Source organism: Caballeronia terrestris (assembly GCF_001544515.1).
Classification (GTDB): domain Bacteria; phylum Pseudomonadota; class Gammaproteobacteria; order Burkholderiales; family Burkholderiaceae; genus Caballeronia; species Caballeronia terrestris.
In genome coordinates this window covers 1-19,119 of record NZ_FCOL02000039.1, presented here as the reverse complement: position 1 = coordinate 19,119, position 19,119 = coordinate 1, and the positions used below count along the sequence as shown (strand labels likewise).

Below are 19,119 nucleotides of genomic sequence, written 5' to 3'. Positions count from 1 at the left end.
GTTTCAAGCCGCCCGTATCGCATCGATGACGAGCTGTGTCGCCGGCGTAATCCGGCGGTTCTTGCGCAGGATCAGCCCGTACGGCGCGAGCCGCCCGCGCAGCGGCGTGGGCAGCGACACGATCGTGTCGAGCGCCGCGTAGTACTGCGCGACCGAACTCGGCAGCACGGCGAGCATGTCCGAGTCGCGCAAAAGCGAGAGCGTGGTGAGGATCGACGAGGTCTCCACCGTGCTCACCGGCGGCGCGACGCGCGACTCGCGAAAGGTCTGATCGATGACCTGCCGCATCGGGCTCGGATGCGGCTGCACGATCCACGGATAATGCGCGAGATCAGCAAGTTTCGGCCGCACCGCTGCGCCCGCCACCGGATGATCCGGCCGCGCGACGATCGACAGCGCCTCCTCCGACAACGTCTCGAAGCTCAGATCGAGCGCGGGAAACCCATACGGAATGCGCCCGACCACGATATCCAGTTGATCCTGCTGCAACGCCTGCACGAGCACGTCGCTCGTATCGATCTGCACGCTGATCTGCAGCCGCGGATGCGCCTCCTTCAACCCGACGATCACCCGCGTCAGCAGATCCGGCGCGGGCGCCATCACCGCGCCGATGCGCACCTTGCCGATATCGCCGGCCTCGATCGCGGCAAGCTCCTCGCGCAGTTCGTCGAGATCCTCGAACACGACGCGCGCATAGCGCATCACCGCTTCGCCGTAGATGGTCGGCTCCATGCCGCGCGCGTGCCGCACGAAGAGCGACACGCCGACCGTGTCCTCCAGTTCCTTCAGGGCTTTCGTCGCGGCGGGCTGCGTCATCGCGAGTTCGTCGGCGGCGCTTCTAAGCGATTCGGTTTCGGAAAGCGCGACCATCAATTGCAGATGGCGCAGGCGCAGGCGTTTGCGGATGCTTGAAGCGGGCGCGATCATTCGAGCGATAACTCCAGGGAATCGAGCGATTCGAATTATTCAATGGTCAGTTATCGCATATTTTCGCACACTACGAGCTATCAAAACGACGCACGGCTCCCGCCAGGGGAAGCCTGCAGGCAGGAGACAACGTCACACAATCCAGCGGCGCGAGCCTTCGCGCAGCGCTCCCACACGCATACCGCCCATCACCGAGGAGAGAACGAACATGAAGATCAAGCACGTCCGCACGCGCGTCTACGAATGGAAAGGCAAGGTCGTGCCGCCGCAGGCGCACTTTTGCACGAACGCCGTCGACATCCTCTATGAACGCGGCGATGCGATGGGCTCGTTCCGCTTTCACGGCTGGCTCGTCGTCGAAATCGAATGCGACGACGGCACGATCGGCATCGGCAATTGCGCGCTCGCGCCACGCATCGCGAAGCAGATCGTCGACGAATACCTGACGCCGATCGCGATCGGCGAAGACCCGTTCGACAACGAATACATCTGGCAGAAGATGTATCGCCGCACGCTCGCTTGGGGTCGCAAGGGCATCGGCATGGCGGCGATCTCGGCGGTCGATATCGCCCTGTGGGACATCATGGGCAAGGCCGCGAAGAAGCCGGTGTTCAAGCTGCTCGGCGGCCGCACGAAAGAGAAGATCTGGTGCTACGCGTCGAAGCTTTACAACAACGACGACCGCGACGCGTTCCTCGGCGAGGCGCAAGGCTATCTCGACCAGGGCTTCACCGCGATCAAGATGCGCTTCGGCTACGGTCCGAAGGACGGTCCGAAGGGCATGGCGAAGAACCTCGAACAGGTGCGCCTGCTGCGCGAACTCGCGGGCGACGACATCGACATCATGCTCGAGTGCTACATGGGCTGGACGCTCGAATACGCGCGCCGCATGCTGCCGCGTCTCGCGGAGTTCAATCCGCGCTGGATCGAGGAGCCCGTGATCGGTGATGACGTCGAGGGTTATCAGGAACTCAAGAAGATGAACATCATCCCGGTGTCGGGCGGCGAACACGAATACACGAGCTACGGCTTCAAGGACCTGCTCGAACGCCGCGCGGTGGACGTGATCCAGTACGACACGAACCGCGTCGGCGGCATCACGGCGGCGCGCAAGATCAACGCGATGGCCGAGGCATGGTCGGTGCCGGTGATCCCGCACGCGGGCCAGATGCACAACTATCACCTGACGATGGCGAGCACGGCAAGCCCGATGTCCGAGTTCTTCCCGGTGTTCGACGTCGAAGTGGGCAACGAGCTTTTCTACTACATCTTCGACGGCGAGCCGCAGCCGGAGAACGGCTATCTGCAACTTTCGGACGAGACGCCGGGCCTCGGCATCACCCTTTCAGACAAGCATCTCGCCGACTTCGACATCATCGAATAGAGCGCTTTTCCTGCGCGTACAACACGATAATCAGGAGACAGTCATGCAAACGCAAATGGAAGCACGCGCCGCACCCGGCGTCCACGCAGAACGTGCGACCAGCGTGCGATGGCGCATTTTCGGCGTCGTGTTCCTCATCACGCTGGTGAATCTCGTCGACCGCATCTCGCTTTCGATCGCGATGCCCACCATCGCGAAGGAGTTCGCGCTGTCGCCGGCGATGCAGGGTCTCGTCCTGTCGAGCTTCTTCTGGTCGTATGCGCTGTTGCAGATCCCGGGCGGCTGGCTGATCGACCGCTTCGGGCCGCGCCGCGTCGTGGCGAGTGCAACCGTGCTCTGGGGCCTGTTCCAGACGCTGCTCGGCTTCGCGTCCGGCGGCCTGTCGATGCTGTTCCTGCGTGTCGGGCTCGGCGGCGCGGAAGCACCGCTCTTTCCGGCCGGCAGCAAGCTCAACGCGCTATGGCTCTCGCGACATGAGCGGGCGCGCGGCGCTGTGCTGATGGACGCGGGCTCGCCGCTCGGCGCTGCGATCGGCGGCCTCGCGATCTCGAACCTGATCCTGATTTTCGGCTCGTGGCGCATGGCGTTCATCGCGGCAGGGCTCGCGACGATCGCGTGCGGCTGGCTCGCGTGGCGCTACCTGCGCGACGATCCGGCGAAGCACCCCGGCGTGAACGCGGCGGAGCTGGACCATATCCGCGGTGGGGCGCCGTCGCTTGCGAGTGCTAGCGCTGGCGCCATCGAGGATGAACCCGCGTTCCCAGTGCGCTCGGCGGTCGCCATGTGCGTCGGCCGGATGAGCTGGGCAATGATCTTCTTCGGCTTGCTCACGTGGGGACCGAGCTACCTGACGCAGGCCCGCGGCCTCTCCCTCCAGCAGATCGGCACGTCTACGTTCTTCATCTTTCTTTCGGGCGCGCTCGGTTCGCTCGCGGGCGGCTTCCTCTGCGACGCGCTCTGCAATCACGGCTTCTCGCGCGGCAAGGTGGTGAAGGGCATGATCACCGTCTCCGGCCTCACGACGCTTGCCGTATTCTGGACGTTGCCGTCGATCACGTCGGCGGTGATGGCCGTCGCCGTGCTGTGCGGCGCCGCCTTCGTGCTGATGTGGGGCAGCCTCTACTGGAGCCTGCCGTCGCTGCTCGCGAGTCCGCGGCGCGTCGGATTGCTCGGTGCGTGCATGAATTGCGCGGGCAGCGTTGGCGGGATTTCGATTCCGTTGATCACCGGCTTCATCCTGCAGCGCACTGGCTCGTTCGATGTCGTGCTGCAGTTTTACAGCGCTTGCGCGCTCGTCTATATCGTCGGCTCGATCGCGATCGATCTGCGCCGTACGCATTGAACTCTGAATCAAGGCAAACACGATGAAACCACGCATTGCAGTCCTCCTCGGCGACCCGGCCGGCATCGGCCCCGAACTGATCGCGCGGCTTCTCGCGCGGCCCGAAAATCGCGCGCGCGCCGATCTGCTGATCATCGGCGACCGGCGCGAACTCGAACGCGGCATGGAGATCGCGGGCCAGCGCTTCGACTACACCGTCGTCGATGACGCGAACGCCGCTGCGACCGATAGCGGCGTCCCCTCGCTCATCGACTTCCGCCTGCCCGACGACGCGCCCTACGAGCGCGCGGCATCGACAGAGCGCGGTGGCCGTTACAGCCTCGAAGCGTTCAAGCAGGCGCTCGCGCTGACCCAGGCGAACCGCACGCAGGCGATGCTCTTCGCCCCCGTCAACAAGACGTCGCTGCACATGGCCGGCATGGAAACCGGCGACGAGATGGAATGGTTCGCGCGCCAGCTCGGCTACGAAGGCAGCTTCTGCGAGTTCAACGTGCTCGATGAATTGTGGACGTCGCGCGTCACTTCGCACATCGCGTTGAAGGACGTGAGCGCGAGACTCACGCCCGAGCGGATCATCGGCGCGGTGCGGCTGATCCACGACGGCCTGAAGCGGGCGGGCAACGCTAAGCCGCGCATCGCGGTGTGCGGCTTCAATCCGCACAATGGCGACAACGGCGCTTTCGGTCGCGAGGAAATCGACGTGATCGCGCCGGCCGTCGAGGAGGCGCAGAAGCTCGGCTACGACGCGCTGGGCCCGTTCCCCGCCGATACGATCTTCGTGCGCGCACGCGACCAGAAGGCGTTCGACGGCGTCGTCACGATGTATCACGACCAGGGCCAGATCGCGATGAAGCTGATGGGCTTCTGGCGCGGCGTGACGGTGCACGGCGGCTTGCCCGTGCCGATCGCGACGCCCGCGCACGGCACCGCGTTCGACATCCACGGCGAGGGGCGCGCGGACGTCGGCGCGACGCAAAAGGCGTTTGACATCGTGACGCAGATGGCGTCCGCCCGGCTGCGCTGACGCCATGCAGGCGCCGATCGACGCGCTGCGCGAGCGCTTTCTCGCCACCGGCGACGATGCGGATTTGCCGATCGTCGATGCCCATCATCACTTCTGGGATTTGCGGCAGAACTATCACCCTTGGCTGTGCGACCGTCCGCGCATCGCGTTTCGCTACGGCGATTACGAATCGATTTGCCGCGATTTCCTGCCGGAGGATTACTTCGCGCAGGCGGGCTCGCATCGCGTGGTGAAGACGGTGATGATGGAAGGCGAGTGGGACCCGCGCGATCCGCTCGGCGAAGCGCGCTGGGCTTCAGCGCTCAGCGAGCGCAGCGGCTTTCCGAACGCGATCGTCGGGCAGGTGTGGCTCGATCGCGACGATGTCAAAGGTGTGCTCGACGAGTTCAAGTCGATGCCGCTCGTGCGCAGCGTTCGCCACAAACCTAAGGCGATGCCGCGAAGCGAGCACACGACATCGTTCGCGGCGCCGGGTTCGATGCGTTGCGAGCGATGGCGCAGCGGCTATGCGTTGCTGGAGCAAAGCGGCCTGATGTTCGAGTTGCAGGCGCCGTGGTGGCACTTCGGCGAAGCGGCGGAACTGGCGCGCGATTTTCCCGACGTCGCGATGATCGTGAACCATACGGGACTGCCCGCCGATCGCAGCGACGAAGGGCTTGCAGGATGGCGCGCGGCGCTTGAAGCCTTGGCAGCGTGTCCGAATGTGTGGCTGAAGATATCGGGGCTTGGCGAGGCTGGCGTGCGCTGGAGCGTCGAGCGCAACGGGCCGGTGGTGCGCGACGCGCTCGCCATCTTCGGCTGGGAGCGCTGCATGTTCGCGAGCAATTTTCCGGTGGATAGCGTGGTCGTGACGCTGGATGAACTCTGCGGCGGCTTCAAGGCGATGGTGGCGGATCGTCCGCCACGCGAGCGGCTCGCGCTCTTTCACGACAACGCGAGCGCGTTGTATCGCATCTGAGGCGGCCGGAAGCTAATCCCAGCAATTGCGGAACGCCACCGCCGCGATCACCGGCACGGTCAAGACGAGCGGTATCGCGAAATAGGGCACTTCGAGGTGGACGATCCACGTATAGACGAGCCAGCCGATCCCCGCGAGCAACGTGACGATGCCGATGAGCGCGGTGAGCACATTGAGCAGCAGCGGGGAAGGACGCCAGCGGGTTCGCTCGTTGTCGGAAGTCGGTTTCATCGGAATAGGGGTGTCGTGGCACGGGCTTTGATCAGCAAATTCTACTCCCGCATGATGTTTTAATAAGCGGGTCGGCGCTGTCGATTTGCGGGCGTTCCGATCGTCGTGAAAGGTGAGCAGTTTCACTTTCACCGAGCAAGGAGACGATCGATGCCATCCGCAGACCCACAGCAGTTGATACCCGCCGAACAACTGGCGCAGTCGCCACGCCGCTTTCCCGGCGAAAACCCGCAGTACCGCACCGCGCGCAACGCGCTGCTCGCAGAGGAAATCGAATTGCGGCGCCACATCGAGCGCGTGGCCGAATTGCGCCGCGCGCTGCCGCCGGGCGGCGAGGTGCCGCAGGATTACCGGTTCGAAAGCGAAAGCGGCCCCGTGACGCTGTCGCAAATGTTCGGCGGGCACCACACGCTCGTCACCTACAACTGGATGTTCGGCCCGCAGCGCCAGCGGTCGTGCCCGATGTGCACGTCGTTTCTTGCGTCGCTCGACGGCGAGATGCCCGATATCCTCCAGCGAGTGGCGTTCGCGGTGATCGCGCGATCGCCTATCGAGCGCCTCGCCGTCTTCAAGAAGGAGCGCGGCTGGCGATTCCTGCGGCTGTACTCGTCGGGCGGCAACACGTTCAACCGCGACTACGCCGACGAAGACCCCGAGCACGGCGACAACGCAGGTTTCAATGTCTTCGTTCGATCGAACGGGGTGGTGCGTCACACCTGGGGCGACGAAATGGGACCGGAGACCGCCGATCCCGGCCAGGACCCGCGCGGCGCGCCCGACGCGATGCCGCTCTGGACCGTGCTCGACATGACGCCCGGCGGACGCGGCACGGACTGGTATCCGAAGCTGCAATACGGCGCGTAGCAGAAGATCGTTCGAACAGCGCGGCTTTGGCGTCTGCGTTCTGACGCCGTCGCGCTTCGAATGGCGGCGCGTCGAGCCGCGATCGACGCAGGCGAGTACGAGGACGCGCCTGGCGGTGCGACCACCACTTCAAGAAAGCAGGCTTACTCCTTCACCGGCTCCAGCGCCGGCGCCGGCCCGCGCCGGAGCGCGACGTGTGGCACGAACGTCGAGAACAGCACGATCAGGACCGCAATCGCGAGCATCGCCCAGAACGTCAAATGCAGCGACGCATGCAGCACTAACCGCACGACAGGCTCGCTGACTTCCGCGAGTCGCCGCGCGTCGAGAAGCTGGCGCAGTTGGTCGGACGTGATCGCCTTGCTGAGCGTCGAATGGCTCAGGCCGTAATTGAGCGCCGCGCCGAATGCCGTCGCGCCGAGCGTGCTGCCGAGATTGCGCGAAAACAGGTTCGATGCCGTGGCGCTGCCTCGCTGATCCGTATCGACGATTTCCTGGATCAGCACGAGCGAACTCACGCTCGATAACCCCATGCCAAAACCCGCCACCAGCGAGCCGAGCCCGGCCAGCACCGGCGACGAATGCGGCGTCAGGAGCGCGAAGAACAGCACGCCGAGCGGCACGAATACGCTCCCCGCGACGAGAATCGACCGCAGCCCGAAGCGATGGAACGAACGGGCGGCGATCGTCGCGCCGGTCGGCCAGCCGACCATCATCATCGTGAGCGCGAGGCCCGCGATCACGGGCGATCGGCCGAGCACGCCCTGCACGTACATCGGCAGGAAGGTCGTCGCGCCCATCAGGACCATGCCGCTCGCCACCGTCGCCGCGTTCGCCGCCGCGATCGGCCGCCGGCTCCACAGGCCGAACGAGATCATCGGCTCGGCGGCACGCCGTTCCTGCAGTACGAAGAGCACCGCGAAAACGACGCACGCGATGCCCGACAACGCCGCCTCCTCGCCGTTCGACGTGCCCCAGTACGTCAGCGACATCATGAACGCGCCGATCGCCACGGTGAACAGGATCGCACCGAGGACGTCGATCGACGGTCTCGCGCTGCGCGGCGCTTCGCGCAGATACACGATGAAACCCGCCGCCGACGCGAGCCCGATCGGCACGTTCAGCCAGAAGATCCACGCCCACGACCACTGGTGGATGATCATGCCGCCGACCATGGGCCCGAGCACGGCGGAAATCGCCCAGACGCTCGCGAGATAGCCCTGCACCTTGCCGCGCTCGCGCGCCGGATAGAGATCCGCGACGATCGTCAGCGTCACCGGCTGGATCGCGCCCGCGCCGATACCCTGGATCAGCCGGAACGCGATCATCGCGGGCATCGACCAGGCGAAGCCGGCGAGCACCGAGCCGACGAGAAAGATCGCGATGCCGCACAGGATGATCGGCTTGCGGCCGTAGAGGTCGGCGAGCTTGCCGAAGATGACGGTCATCGCAGTCTGCGCAAGCAGGAACGACGAAAAGACCCAGCTATAGAGATGGATGTCGCCGATCTGCGAGACGATTTGCGGCATCGCGGTGGAGACGATGGTCGCTTCGATGGCGACCATCGCCATCGATGCCATGACTGCGGCAATGACGAAGGCGCGTTTTGAAGCAGGCTGAGTGGGCGTCATGTTTCTCGTGCGTTCGGTTCGGCGCCGCGCTTTGATGCGAGACTCGGCGGCGATGGGGCGGCCGCACATGATCATCGTTGCGATGCGCTTTTTAAACTCGAGCGCGTGATCGATGCATCGGCCGGGGACAGCAGGGCTGGAATGGTACACCCGGGGAGTGAAACCGGCTTGCTCGGACGTTGGACTGGAGGCGGTCTACGGAGGACGATGGAAGTTGATCAATTTCGATAACTATCATCAAAATCCAAATGTATGTCCACGTGCCGAAGTGCGTTCTCGACCGTATCGAAAGTGTCGTACGGGAGGCTTTCAATCAGGCTGAAAGCGCTAAAAAATAGCTCGATTTCGAGTTGTTTATTGATATCTTGAGAAAAATGCGTCGATTTCGATTGTAGTGAGGTTAATTCGAGGCCCACCGTCCGTTTTGGCCGTTTTTCGAGTTGGCGGCGGAACCCTTAGGGCGTGAAGCAAAACGCCAAGGGCGAAGACCTGAGTCCCCGCCCTTACACATTAGCGTCCGCTGAGAGAGCGTTCGCACTGCCAGAAGCCTCTCAAAAAAACCTTACTTCGCCTCTTGCCCGATCTCATGATTCGCCATGATTTCGAGCGCGCGGACCATTGCCGAGTGATCCCACGCCTTGCCGCCGTTCGCCGAGCACGCGTTGAAGAGCTGCTGACACGTCGCCGTATTCGGCAACGACACGCCGAGCGCCTGCGCGGTCGAAAGCGCCAGATTCAAGTCCTTCTGATGCAACTCGATGCGGAAGCCCGGGTTGAACGTGCGCTTCGTCATCCGTTCGCCGTGCACTTCGAGAATCCGCGACGACGCGAAGCCGCCCATCAGTGCCGTGCGCACCTTCTCGGCATCGACGCCCGCTTTCGACGCAAGCAGCAACGCCTCGCCGACCGCCTCGATGGTCGCCGCGACGATCACCTGGTTCGCCACCTTGCAGACCTGCCCCGCGCCGACTTCGCCGATCAGCGAGATATTCTTGCCCATCATGTCGAAGAGCGGCTTGACGGTGTCGAAGCTCGCCTGCGAGCCGCCGACCATGATCGTCAGCGAACCGGCCTTCGCGCCGACTTCGCCGCCGGACACAGGCGCGTCCATGTATTCAGCGCCGCGCTCGCGCACGCGGGCCGCGAAGTCGCGCGTGGCCATCGGCGAAATCGAGCTCATATCGACGACGATCTGCCCCGCGCGCAGGTTCTCCGCGACGCCGTTCTCGCCGAACAGCACGCGCTCGACGTCCGGCGTATCCGGCACCATGATGAAGATCACGTCCGCTTGCGATGCGACCGCCGCCGGGCTGTCGCAGGCGACCACGCCTTCTTGCGTGAGCTCGTCGGGCACGCCGCTGCGGGTGAACGCGGCCAGTTCGACGCCGTTCTTGCGAAGGTTGGCCGCCATGGGCTTGCCCATGATCCCGAGTCCGATGAATCCTGCCTTTTGCATGTGTTTCTCCTGATAAAGGGGTGCCGCCGGGGCCATCGCACGAAAGGGTGCGCTTGCGTCTTCGCTTAGGTTTTTGCTTCGGTCAGCTCGTTCGCGCGGCGCAGACGCTCACGGCTATTCGACAGATGCATGCGCATCGCGGCGCGTGCGCCTTCGGCGTCGTGGCGCGAGATTGCATCGAGGATGCTTTCGTGTTCCAGATTGACGAGCGCGACATACGCCTTCGGATCGGAATGCGCGATGCCGGCCGAATCGATGCGGTTGCGCGGAATCAGCGCGCTGCCCATCTGCGTGAGGATGTCGACGAAATAGCGGTTGCCGGTCGCCTTCGCGACCGAGATGTGAAATTGCAAGTCGGCCGCGACGCTGTCGCCGCCCATGCGGCTCGTCTGCTCGATCGCGTTGAGCGCCTGGCGCATGCGCGCGAGGTCCTCGGCCTGCGCGCGCTGCGCGGCGAGTCCGGCGCTCTCGGTTTCGAGGCTGATGCGCAGTTCAAGCACGGAAAGCACGTCGCGCAAAGTGGTGGCGGGCACCATCTCGATGCCGAGCCTTTCGCGACTCGGCTCCAGCACGAAGCTGCCGATGCCGTGGCGCGTCTCGATCACCAGGCTTGCCTGCAGCCGCGAAATGCCTTCGCGCACAACGGTGCGGCTCACGCCGAGCCCGACCATCAGTTCCGATTCGGTCGGCAGCTTGTCGCCGGGCTTGAGCGCCTCGGCCGCAATCTGCTCCTTCACGTAAGTCACGACGGACTCCGCGAGATTGCGCGCGCGGCGCGGCGCGGCGACGGTGAATTGGGCAGCCATCAGAACGCTCCTTGAATCGGTGATTGCGGTGAGATAGGTCGATTCATTATAGCGTTGTCTGACGACTGGCCGGACCCGGATTTGCCCGTGGAGCACGCCGCGATTGGCGCGCGGCGCGAGCAGTCGTAAGTCATCAGACGCGTTCCGTTCACTGCGCCACCGGACGGAGTTCGACGCGCTTGATGTCTTTTACGATCACGAGATAGCTGAAAACCGTGAGCAGCGCATTGATGCCGACGAAGACGAGCGCGCCGTTGAACGAGCCGCCGCTCGTCGCGACGAGATAGCCGATCACGATCGGCGTCACGATGCCCGCGACGTTGCCGAACATGTTGAAGATCGATCCCGAGAGGCCGATGGCTTCCTTCGGCGACGTATCGGCGACGACGGCCCAGCCGAGCGCGCCGATGCCCTTGCCGAAGAACGCGAGCGACATCAGTGCGACGACGATCCAGTCGGTCGAAACATAATTGCAGCCGATGATGCACGACGACAGCAGCATCCCGCCCACGATGGGCAACTTGCGCGCGACGGTGAGCGAAAAACCGCGCCGGATCAATCCGTCCGAGATCACGCCGCCGAGCACGCCGCCCGTGAAGCCGCAGATCGCGGGCAGCGAGGCGATCAGGCCCGCCTGCAGGATCGTCATGCCGCGCGCCTGCACGAGATAAATCGGGAACCACGTAAGGAAGAAGTACGTCAGCACGTTGATGCAGTACTGCGCGAGATAGACGCCGAGCAGCATGCGGTTGCCGAGCAACTGGCGCACGAGCGACCAGCTCGCGGTGCTGCGCGGTTGCGCCGTCGCCGACGGAAACGCCGATTTCTTCGCCGTAATGACGCCGCCGCCCTGTTCGATGTGATCGAGTTCCGCCTTGTTCACGCGCGGATGATCGGCGGGGTTCTTCATCACCTTGAGCCACGTCAGCGCGAGCAGCAGCCCCGCGACGCCCATCATGATGTACACCTGATGCCAGCCGAAGCGGTGCGTGACCCACGCCATCAGCGGCGTGAATACGACGGCCGCGAAATACTGCGCCGAGTTGAAGATCGCCGATGCCGTGCCGCGCTCGGCCGTCGGAAACCAGCTCGCGACGACCTTCGCGTTTGCCGGAAACGCCGGCGATTCGGCCGCCCCCATCAAAAAGCGCAGCACGAACAGCGTGGTGACCGCCGCGGCCGCGCTGCCCGCGAGGCCGATCGCGCTTTGCAGCAGCGTGAAGAGCGACCACAGGAAGATGCTCGCCGCATAGACGCGGCGCGCGCCGAAGCGGTCGAGGAGCCAGCCCGCCGGCAGTTGCGAGAGCACGTACGCCCAACTGAACGCGGAGAAGATGTAGCCCATCTTGATCGCGTCGAAGCCGAACTCGCCGCGCATCGCGGAGCCCGTCACCGAAAGCGTCGCGCGGTCCGCGTAGTTGAACGTCGTGATGAGGAAGATCATCAGCAGGATCGAATAGCGAACGCTCGTGCGTTTCGCTACGCCGGCGGCGCTGGCAACGTGGGTCGTCTGCATGGCGGGTTTGTCTCCGAAAATCGTAATGAGCGGCGACGGCGGATGCCGGCGCCGCTTGACTACTTACTGGGCGCCGAGCTTCTTGATGAGCACGTCGAGTTGCGCCAGTTCTTCGTCGTTCAGGTCGGTCAGCGGGGCGCGCACCGGGCCCGCATCGTGACCGACGAGCTTCGCGCCCGCCTTTACGATGCTGACCGCGTAGCCCGCACGGCGATTGCGGATCGCGAGGTACGGCAGGAAGAATTCGTCGATCAGCTTGCCGACGGTCGCATGATCATCGGCGGCGATCGCGCGGTAGAAGTCCATCGCCGTCTTCGGGATGAAGTTGAACACCGCCGACGAATACACCGGCACGCCGAGCGCCTTGTAGGCCGCTGCGTAGACTTCCGCGGTCGGCAGGCCACCGAGGTAAGAGAAACGGTCGCCCAGACGGCGGCGGATCGTCACCATCGATTCGATTTCGCCCACGCCGTCCTTGAAGCCGATCAGGTTCGGGCAGCGGTCCGCGAGGCGTTCCAGCATGTCCGCGTTCAGTTTCGAATTCGCGCGGTTATAGATGATTACGCCGATATTCGGGACCGCCTTGCAAACCTCTTCCGCGTGCGCCGCGATACCTTCCTGCGACGCTTCGGTCAGGTAATGCGGCATCAGCAGGATGCCGTTCGCGCCGAGGCGTTCGGCTTCCTTCGCGTATTCAATCGCGACGCGCGTCGGACCGCCCGCGCCCGCCAGGATTGGCACCTTGCCCTTGCAGGTTTCGGTCGCCGTGCGGATCACGTTCGAGTAGTCGCTCTTCGTCAGCGAGAAGAATTCGCCCGTGCCGCCTGCCGCGAACAGCGCCGTCGCGCCGTAAGGGGCGAGCCATTCGAGGCGTTCAGCGTAGGTGTCGGCGCGGAAATCGCCGTTGGCGTCGAAATCGGTGATCGGGAAGGAGAGCAGGCCTTCGGAAACGATTTGCTTGAGTTCTTGCGGTGTCGTCATGGTTGAATGTCCAAGTGCGGCGGGGTGAATTGGGTGCCTAGCTGATACGTCATCGTACAACGTACAATCGACTCGTACAACCGTGAATGTAGGTTTGAGCCGGTATTTAAGGGTAAATGCTTACGTCGATCACAAAACGCATAGTTGTAGGATGACGTATGATAACGACATGGCAAAGCTGTCGGACGAACAATCAAGGACCGGTCACATGGAACAGTCTCCTCTTTACATTCGCGTTCACCCGCAAGACAACGTCGCGATCGTCGTCAACGACGGCGGGCTGCCCGAAGGCGCCACGTTCGCCGACGGCCTGGTGCTGCGAGAGCGCGTGCCGCAGGGGCACAAGGTTGCGCTGAAGGATCTCGCCGAGGGCGACGAAGTCATTCGCTATAACGTGGTGATCGGCTACGCGCTGAAGAACCTGCTGAAAGGAAGCTGGATCAACGAGCACGTGATCCGCATGCCGAGCCCGCCGGGACTGGAAGGCTTGCCGATCGCGACCGTGAAGGCGCCCGAGATGGCGCCGCTCGAAGGCTTCACATTCGAGGGCTATCGCAACGCGGACGGCACCGTCGGGTCGCGCAACATCCTCGCGATCACGACGACCGTGCAGTGCGTCGCCGACGTCGTGCAACACGCGGTCGCGCGCATCAAGAGCGAGTTGCTGCCGCGCTTTCCGAATGTCGACGATGTCGTGAGCCTCGGCCACACGTACGGCTGCGGCGTCGCGATCGACGCGCCCGACGCGATGGTGCCGATCCGCACCGTGCGCAACATCAGCCTGAATCCGAACTTCGGCGGCGAGGTGATGATGGTGAGCCTCGGCTGCGAGAAGCTGCAGCCCGAGCGCCTGATGCCGCCGGGAACGATCCCGATCGCGACGACCGCTGCGGACGACGTCGCCGACATCGGCGATTCCGGCGCCGATGCGAACGGCGACGTCGTCGTGCTGCAGGACGAGGAGCACGTCGGCTTCCAGTCGATGATCGAGTCGATCATGAAGATGGCCGAACATCACCTCAGACGATTGAACAACCGCCGTCGCGAGACGTGTCCGGCATCTGACCTCGTGATCGGCGTGCAGTGCGGCGGCAGCGATGCGTTTTCAGGGCTGACGGCGAATCCGGCGGTGGGTTTTGCCACCGATCTGCTCGTGCGCGCGGGCGCGACCGTGATGTTCTCCGAGGTCACGGAAGTGCGCGATGGCGTCGATCAGTTGACGAGCCGTGCGGCGAATCCGGACGTGGCGGCGGCGATCATCCGCGAGATGCAGTGGTATGACGATTACCTGAAGCGCGGCAGCGCCGATCGCAGCGCGAACACGACGCCTGGAAACAAGAAGGGCGGACTGTCGAACATCGTCGAGAAGGCGATGGGGTCGATCATCAAGTCGGGCAATTCGGCGATTTCGGGCGTGTTGTCGCCGGGGGAGAAAGTCAGGCAGAAGGGGCTGATTTACGCTGCCACGCCTGCTAGCGACTTTATTTGCGGCACGCTGCAGGTGGCGGCGGGGATCAACCTGCATGTATTTACCACCGGTCGCGGCACGCCTTACAGCCTCGCGGAAGTGCCGGTGATCAAGGTCGCGACGCGCTCCGATCTCGCGCGCCGCTGGCACGATCTGATGGACATCAACGCCGGGACGATCGCGACCGGCGAGTCTTCCATCGAAGACGTGGGTTGGGAGTTGTTCAGGCTGATGCTCGAAGTCGCGAGCGGACGCAAGCAGACTTGCGCGGAGAAGTTGAAGCTGCACAATGCGCTGGTTTTGTTTAATCCGGCGCCGGTGACTTGAGACCTTTGCGCTGCGCCGTTTCGATGCGCTTAAGAGACAAGCGTATCGAACGGTCTTAGGTGCTGGAAACGCCCAGCGTGAAATGCCGTGTAAGGAGCGTGAGTTCGTCCCGAAGAGGACAGTGCAAGCAAAGACCGTCGCATGTCAGCCTTTATCTGCAGTCTTTCCACAATTTGATCTTCAAGGGATAAAGTTTCTTCTTTGCTTTTGAGGCACATGTGAGGCAAACCGGCGGCAAATGCGCACCCAGTGCGCAACACCGCTTGGTAGACGTGACGCATGTCGTTGAGTGACGTAACTGTCGGCTTGATTCGGCATCTCCTGAGGCCGAATTGTCATCGCCGATCGGCTCGGTTGGCTGGAATCCGATCATTTTCTCTACATCGAGAACGCAACACGCCGATCGAACGCGCTCGATCTCAAGGCGTCGTTTCGCTCGCCTCAGTCGCGAAACGCCCGCTTGATGTCTTCCAGTCGTGCCAGCGCCACCACCACTCGCACACGGGGTCGCTCGCGATTGGGATCGATGCGCCAAGGCGCACCTCGCTGGCGATACCATCTCCACGCATTGGGTTCGTTTATGGCCGTTCCACGATCGAGGCAAAGTCCATCGACGATATCCTCGATGTATAGCTTGCGAACCATGTAATAGCGCCACTGATGGTTCAATTCTGCGCCGATATCGCCGAGAGTCGCACCCAGCATGACCAATCCTGCCTGCAGAAAGATGGGCAATCCAGTGTCGAGTGCCGCCAGCCAACCGACGCCCAATGCTCAGGCAGTTGATAACAACATGCCGAGCCAGATCAGGCGCAATGTAGGATCGATCAGCCGGAACAACAAAAAATATCTACCCGGTGGATAGTCAAGACCCGGTTTCATATCTGACGCGCCCTCATGTGCTCGTCTGCGTCGTTTGAGCATGCAGGCGCTGGTAGAAATCATCCTCCATGAGGCGCCGCTTCAGTATCGAGACGCCAAACTGGATGGGGATCAACAGCAAAAAGCCGACAAGCACGCACCAGAACCATCCACTGCGCGCGCCGACAGCCTCCAGCATGAAGAGCAGCGCTACAAAGGTGCAGCTGGCGCCGACCGAAACCGACAGACTGAGGCCTCCGAAGTAGACCGGTTCGACCTTTGGAACTGGTGCGGTCTGGACTCCGACGAGATTGAGCATGACGCCCTCCGAGTCTGGCAAAGCAACCAGTTGCGTGCCTTGGCCGTGCTGCACCATCTCCCCGGCGAGGGCTTGCAGCAACAGCGAATTCACAGGCCCCGGCTTTCCGATTGCACGATCGACGTCGTGTGCCGGGAGTTCCAGCCCGGCATCCTTGAGCGCGGCAAGTGTCGCGTGACGCGCCTGCCGGGGCAGACGACTCAGCCAGAGATGCTTGATCCGCTCCTTTGGCGTCTGTACGGCCGCCAGCAGTGTGTTCAGCGAGTCGTTCACTGAATCGGAGGCCGACGAAATCGGCCGGAACAATCTTGCCTGGAGCTTCAGCTTGTCTGCGTACCGCGTAAGCATCGCAGCGGACGCAAACAGGATGCCAACCGCCGCTTCGGACCACGACGGCTCCTGTCCTTCCTCGTGCAACTGGCAACCGAGCAGCAGACAGAAGTCGGGCATGCCGTTGCCCGACAGCCACTGCTCGAACATGGCTTGCTCTGTTCCCGGCTCGGTTCGTAGAACCTTCACGAGGTCAAGGTTGCGCAGCTTCAGTTTTTGCAGCACCGCATGCAGTTCTGATTCATCCTGCTCGCTGCCGGATTGCAAAACGATATGGAACGCATGGACGCCTGCGAAGCGGGACAGATGTCCGGCAAACGGCGTCACCAGTTGCTCAAGGACGAATTCAATTCGCGACTGCTCGGTAGCCACCAAGCCGGCGGGCAGCGGCAGGACCTTGCCCGGATTCACCGGCGCGTTGCCTTCGAGGCCCAGCAGGCGTTCGGCCAGTTCTGCCTCGGGCGTCAGCGCGACACTGCCGACCATTGACAGGTGCGCCTGCGCCCAGTACCGCCAGTGAGCGCGTGTCAGCTTGCACAGGTAATTCCACCAGTCAACCTCATCGATCCAATTCTCGTACCTGACATACATCAAGGCGCATGCCGTGCCCCATGCCAGCAGCAGTATTAGCACTTGCACGAAGAACGGGCCTGAGATGGCGGACTTGCCGTGTTCCCATGTCAGCACCATGAAGACGATTCCCGCGGCCAGGGTAACGATGAAAGCGACGACACTCAACCATACGGACGGTGGCTTGCCGTGCTCGTGCTCCGGTATGTCGGGCGTCTTCCACGACATGCTCATGCAATAGTCATCCCAGCGTTATCCCGTGCGATGACGAGGCTTCCGCACTGCGTGCGGCAGTGGTGAACTACCAGCGCGCGGCCGTTCTCGATGTAGCCGCTTCCGCCTTCGATGATCGGGTTATCACCGTGCTCGGGACAGGATACGAGATCGCCTTTGAGCGCGACCTTTTTTCCGTCCAGCGAGAACGTCGATGTGGCTTCGATCACCTTGCCGCCGTGCGTGGTCGAGTCGCCGAAACAAACGGGTCGTTGGGTCATTGGGGTTTAGGTGGGTTGAATGGGCGAATGGATGTGTCTCAGGTGAAGCGTTCTTGGCCGGAGGGGGAGCGAAGTCCAGACAGATAAGTAGGTTTTCGAGAAGCTGTAAAGCTGCTACCACGGACACCGGGTGGATACGGTCGATTTAGGTCGATACCTTGAACGAGTGGATATTCCAAGACGTATGCGTCATCTTGTATTTTCTCTGCCAAGTAAAATCGGTCATTGGTTACGGCCACTGTGTAGTCCTTCGATCTGTTGAACGGATCGAAGGTCTTCACGTACACCATTCCATGAAACGTCCGTCCGCTGTCGGTCGAATAGATCAGCGAAATTGAGCAGCCACGGTCACTGCACGCGCGCTCGGGTGGTTGAGACGATGGAATCACGATGTTCTTTCCAGTGGGATCGGCATTAATCAACCGGCCTTGAAAGTTCTCGATTCCGTTGCGACCGAGTTTCTTGCGAATGCTTTCCTTTGTATCGTTGTAGTACGTGTCGCCGTGGTGGCAGTCGCTGTAGTTTTCCAGCGAAATGAACCGATGGTCATCGATGCGGTAAATCACCTGTGCCGGCACGTCATAGTGCGGCACCGGTCGCGGTGCGGAATAGCGCGAGCGCTCCGCATCGGAAACGCACGCGGTACACGCGGCGACGCATAGAATCAGGGCAAATTTAGCGATGTTCATTTTTAGAGTTCTCTCCGCAAGAGTTGCGCGTCGGCTTCGCTTCTCGCCAGGTCCAATCTATTGTTTGCCGACAAGATCATGCAGACAGGTCGTTGGGTTATTGGGGTTTAGGTGGGTTGGATGGGCGAATGGAGGCGTCGCAGGTAAAGCGCTCGTCGCCGGAGGGGGAGTGTAGTCCCGTAGGCATTAGTGGCTCTTCGGAAGCCCACGCTACCTCGTCACGCAGTCCTTCGGGGTAGGGTCGTTTTAGGTCGATATCTTTGACGAGGGGGAACTTTCGAATGTACGCATCGAAGCGAGCTTTCTTCACTACAAAAAGTGCGTCACTTACAGCGGCAATTGTGTATCGACTCGAATCCTTAAACGGATCGAAACTCTTCATGTACACCATTCCATGAAACGTCCGTCCGCTGTCGGTTGAATAGATCAGCGAAATTGAGCAGCCACGGTCACTGCAAGCACGTTCCGGCGGTTGAGACGACGGAATCACGATGTTCTTTCCATTGGGATCTGCATTAATCAACCGGCCTTGAAAGTTCTCGATTGCGTTGCGACCGAGTTTCTTGCGAATACTTTCCTTTGTGTCGTTGTAGTACGTGTCGCCGTGGTGGCAGTCGCTGTAGTTTTCCAGCGAGATGAACCGATGGTCATCGATGCGGTAAATCACCTGTGCCGGCACGTCATAGTGCGGAACCGGTTGCGGTCCCGAATAGCGCGAGCGCTCCGCATCGGAAACGCACGCGGTACACGCAGCGACGCTTAGAATCAGGGCAAGTTTAGCGATGTTCATTTTTAGAGTTCTCTCTGCAAAGATTGTGCGTCGGCTTCGCTTCTCGCCAGGTCCACCGTCTGTTTATCGACAAAATCAGGCATCGCATAATCACCTAACGCGCCGGTGTTGAAATACGAGTCGTAGCCGGAAGTCCAGTCCGCTTTCTTGC

18 protein-coding genes are annotated in these 19,119 nt (G+C 62.3%); 6 read left to right on the top strand and 12 right to left on the bottom strand.

The features are described from left to right. Positions 1–3: 3 nt before the first annotated feature. Positions 4–927: a LysR substrate-binding domain-containing protein gene (locus AWB67_RS24800; RefSeq protein WP_087658869.1), complete on the bottom strand. Its 924-nt coding sequence runs from the start codon at positions 925–927 to the stop codon at positions 4–6. A 208-nt stretch (positions 928–1,135) separates the two neighbouring features. Between AWB67_RS24800 and AWB67_RS24795 the strand changes: the two genes are divergently transcribed. The 4 genes from AWB67_RS24795 to AWB67_RS24780 are packed head-to-tail and all read left to right on the top strand — an operon-like array spanning position 1,136 to position 5,635. Then, positions 1,136–2,311 (top strand): L-rhamnonate dehydratase, encoded by a 1,176-nt coding sequence (locus AWB67_RS24795; protein ID WP_087658868.1) that lies wholly within the window; start codon positions 1,136–1,138, stop codon positions 2,309–2,311. Positions 2,312–2,354: 43 nt separating this feature from the next. Next, on the top strand, positions 2,355–3,653 hold the full coding sequence (locus AWB67_RS24790) for an MFS transporter (protein WP_235025296.1): 1,299 nt from the start codon (positions 2,355–2,357) through the stop codon (positions 3,651–3,653). 22 nt (positions 3,654–3,675) lie between these two features. Continuing rightward, positions 3,676–4,677, top strand: coding sequence for a 4-hydroxythreonine-4-phosphate dehydrogenase PdxA (locus AWB67_RS24785; RefSeq protein WP_087658867.1), 1,002 nt, complete (start codon positions 3,676–3,678; stop codon positions 4,675–4,677). A 4-nt stretch (positions 4,678–4,681) separates the two neighbouring features. Beyond that, positions 4,682–5,635, top strand: a complete 954-nt coding sequence (locus AWB67_RS24780; RefSeq protein ID WP_087658866.1) for an amidohydrolase family protein — start codon at positions 4,682–4,684, stop codon at positions 5,633–5,635. A gap of 12 nt (positions 5,636–5,647) precedes the next feature. On the opposite strand, the gene AWB67_RS24775 is transcribed toward AWB67_RS24780, so the two are convergent. Further along, on the bottom strand, positions 5,648–5,866 hold the full coding sequence (locus tag AWB67_RS24775) for a hypothetical protein (RefSeq protein WP_087658865.1): 219 nt from the start codon (positions 5,864–5,866) through the stop codon (positions 5,648–5,650). 150 nt (positions 5,867–6,016) lie between these two features. On the opposite strand from AWB67_RS24775, the gene AWB67_RS24770 reads away from it, so the two are divergent. Then, complete coding sequence (locus AWB67_RS24770) at positions 6,017–6,730, top strand: DUF899 family protein (RefSeq protein WP_087658864.1); 714 nt, start codon at positions 6,017–6,019, stop codon at positions 6,728–6,730. Between the two features lie 143 nt (positions 6,731–6,873). On the opposite strand, the gene AWB67_RS24765 is transcribed toward AWB67_RS24770, so the two are convergent. The 5 genes from AWB67_RS24765 to kdgD all read right to left on the bottom strand — a co-directional run bounded on the left by AWB67_RS24765 (position 6,874) and on the right by kdgD (position 13,120). Beyond that, positions 6,874–8,361, bottom strand: coding sequence for an MDR family MFS transporter (locus AWB67_RS24765; RefSeq protein WP_235025295.1), 1,488 nt, complete (start codon positions 8,359–8,361; stop codon positions 6,874–6,876). Positions 8,362–8,923: 562 nt separating this feature from the next. Next, on the bottom strand, positions 8,924–9,853 hold the full coding sequence (locus AWB67_RS24760) for a 2-hydroxy-3-oxopropionate reductase (RefSeq protein WP_087658862.1): 930 nt from the start codon (positions 9,851–9,853) through the stop codon (positions 8,924–8,926). 29 nt (positions 9,854–9,882) lie between these two features. Next, complete coding sequence (locus tag AWB67_RS24755; RefSeq protein WP_087658861.1) at positions 9,883–10,623, bottom strand: FadR/GntR family transcriptional regulator; 741 nt, start codon at positions 10,621–10,623, stop codon at positions 9,883–9,885. Positions 10,624–10,771: 148 nt separating this feature from the next. Then, entirely contained in the window at positions 10,772–12,139 is a 1,368-nt protein-coding gene (locus tag AWB67_RS24750) for an MFS transporter (RefSeq protein ID WP_087658860.1), read from the bottom strand. Between the two features lie 63 nt (positions 12,140–12,202). Next, on the bottom strand, positions 12,203–13,120 hold the full coding sequence (gene kdgD, locus AWB67_RS24745) for a 5-dehydro-4-deoxyglucarate dehydratase (protein ID WP_087658859.1): 918 nt from the start codon (positions 13,118–13,120) through the stop codon (positions 12,203–12,205). Positions 13,121–13,328: 208 nt separating this feature from the next. Here kdgD and garD point away from each other — a divergent pair, with 208 nt between their 5' ends. Next, a complete protein-coding gene (gene garD, locus AWB67_RS24740; RefSeq protein WP_087658858.1) occupies positions 13,329–14,915 on the top strand; it encodes a galactarate dehydratase in 1,587 nt (528 codons plus the stop codon). Between the two features lie 441 nt (positions 14,916–15,356). On the opposite strand, the gene AWB67_RS24735 is transcribed toward garD, so the two are convergent. The 5 genes from AWB67_RS24735 to AWB67_RS24720 form a co-directional block, all read right to left on the bottom strand. Next, a complete protein-coding gene (locus tag AWB67_RS24735; RefSeq protein ID WP_087658857.1) occupies positions 15,357–15,620 on the bottom strand; it encodes a hypothetical protein in 264 nt (87 codons plus the stop codon). Positions 15,621–15,810: 190 nt separating this feature from the next. Continuing rightward, positions 15,811–17,229 carry a KPHS_23130 family T6SS system protein gene (locus AWB67_RS24730; protein WP_087658856.1) on the bottom strand — a complete coding sequence of 473 codons (1,419 nt, stop codon included), beginning with the start codon at positions 17,227–17,229 and terminating at the stop codon, positions 15,811–15,813. Further along, positions 17,226–17,489, bottom strand: a complete 264-nt coding sequence (locus AWB67_RS24725; protein ID WP_087658855.1) for a PAAR domain-containing protein — start codon at positions 17,487–17,489, stop codon at positions 17,226–17,228. The genes AWB67_RS24730 and AWB67_RS24725 overlap by 4 nt, the downstream gene beginning before the upstream one ends. Before the next feature lie 38 nt (positions 17,490–17,527). After that, the gene (locus AWB67_RS39665) at positions 17,528–18,178 is read right to left on the bottom strand and encodes a T6SS immunity protein Tli3 family protein (RefSeq protein ID WP_125477659.1); all 651 of its coding nucleotides are present in this window, start codon (positions 18,176–18,178) and stop codon (positions 17,528–17,530) included. Positions 18,179–18,275: 97 nt separating this feature from the next. Next, positions 18,276–18,968 (bottom strand): T6SS immunity protein Tli3 family protein, encoded by a 693-nt coding sequence (locus AWB67_RS24720; protein ID WP_087658854.1) that lies wholly within the window; start codon positions 18,966–18,968, stop codon positions 18,276–18,278. Positions 18,969–19,119: the final 151 nt, after the last annotated feature.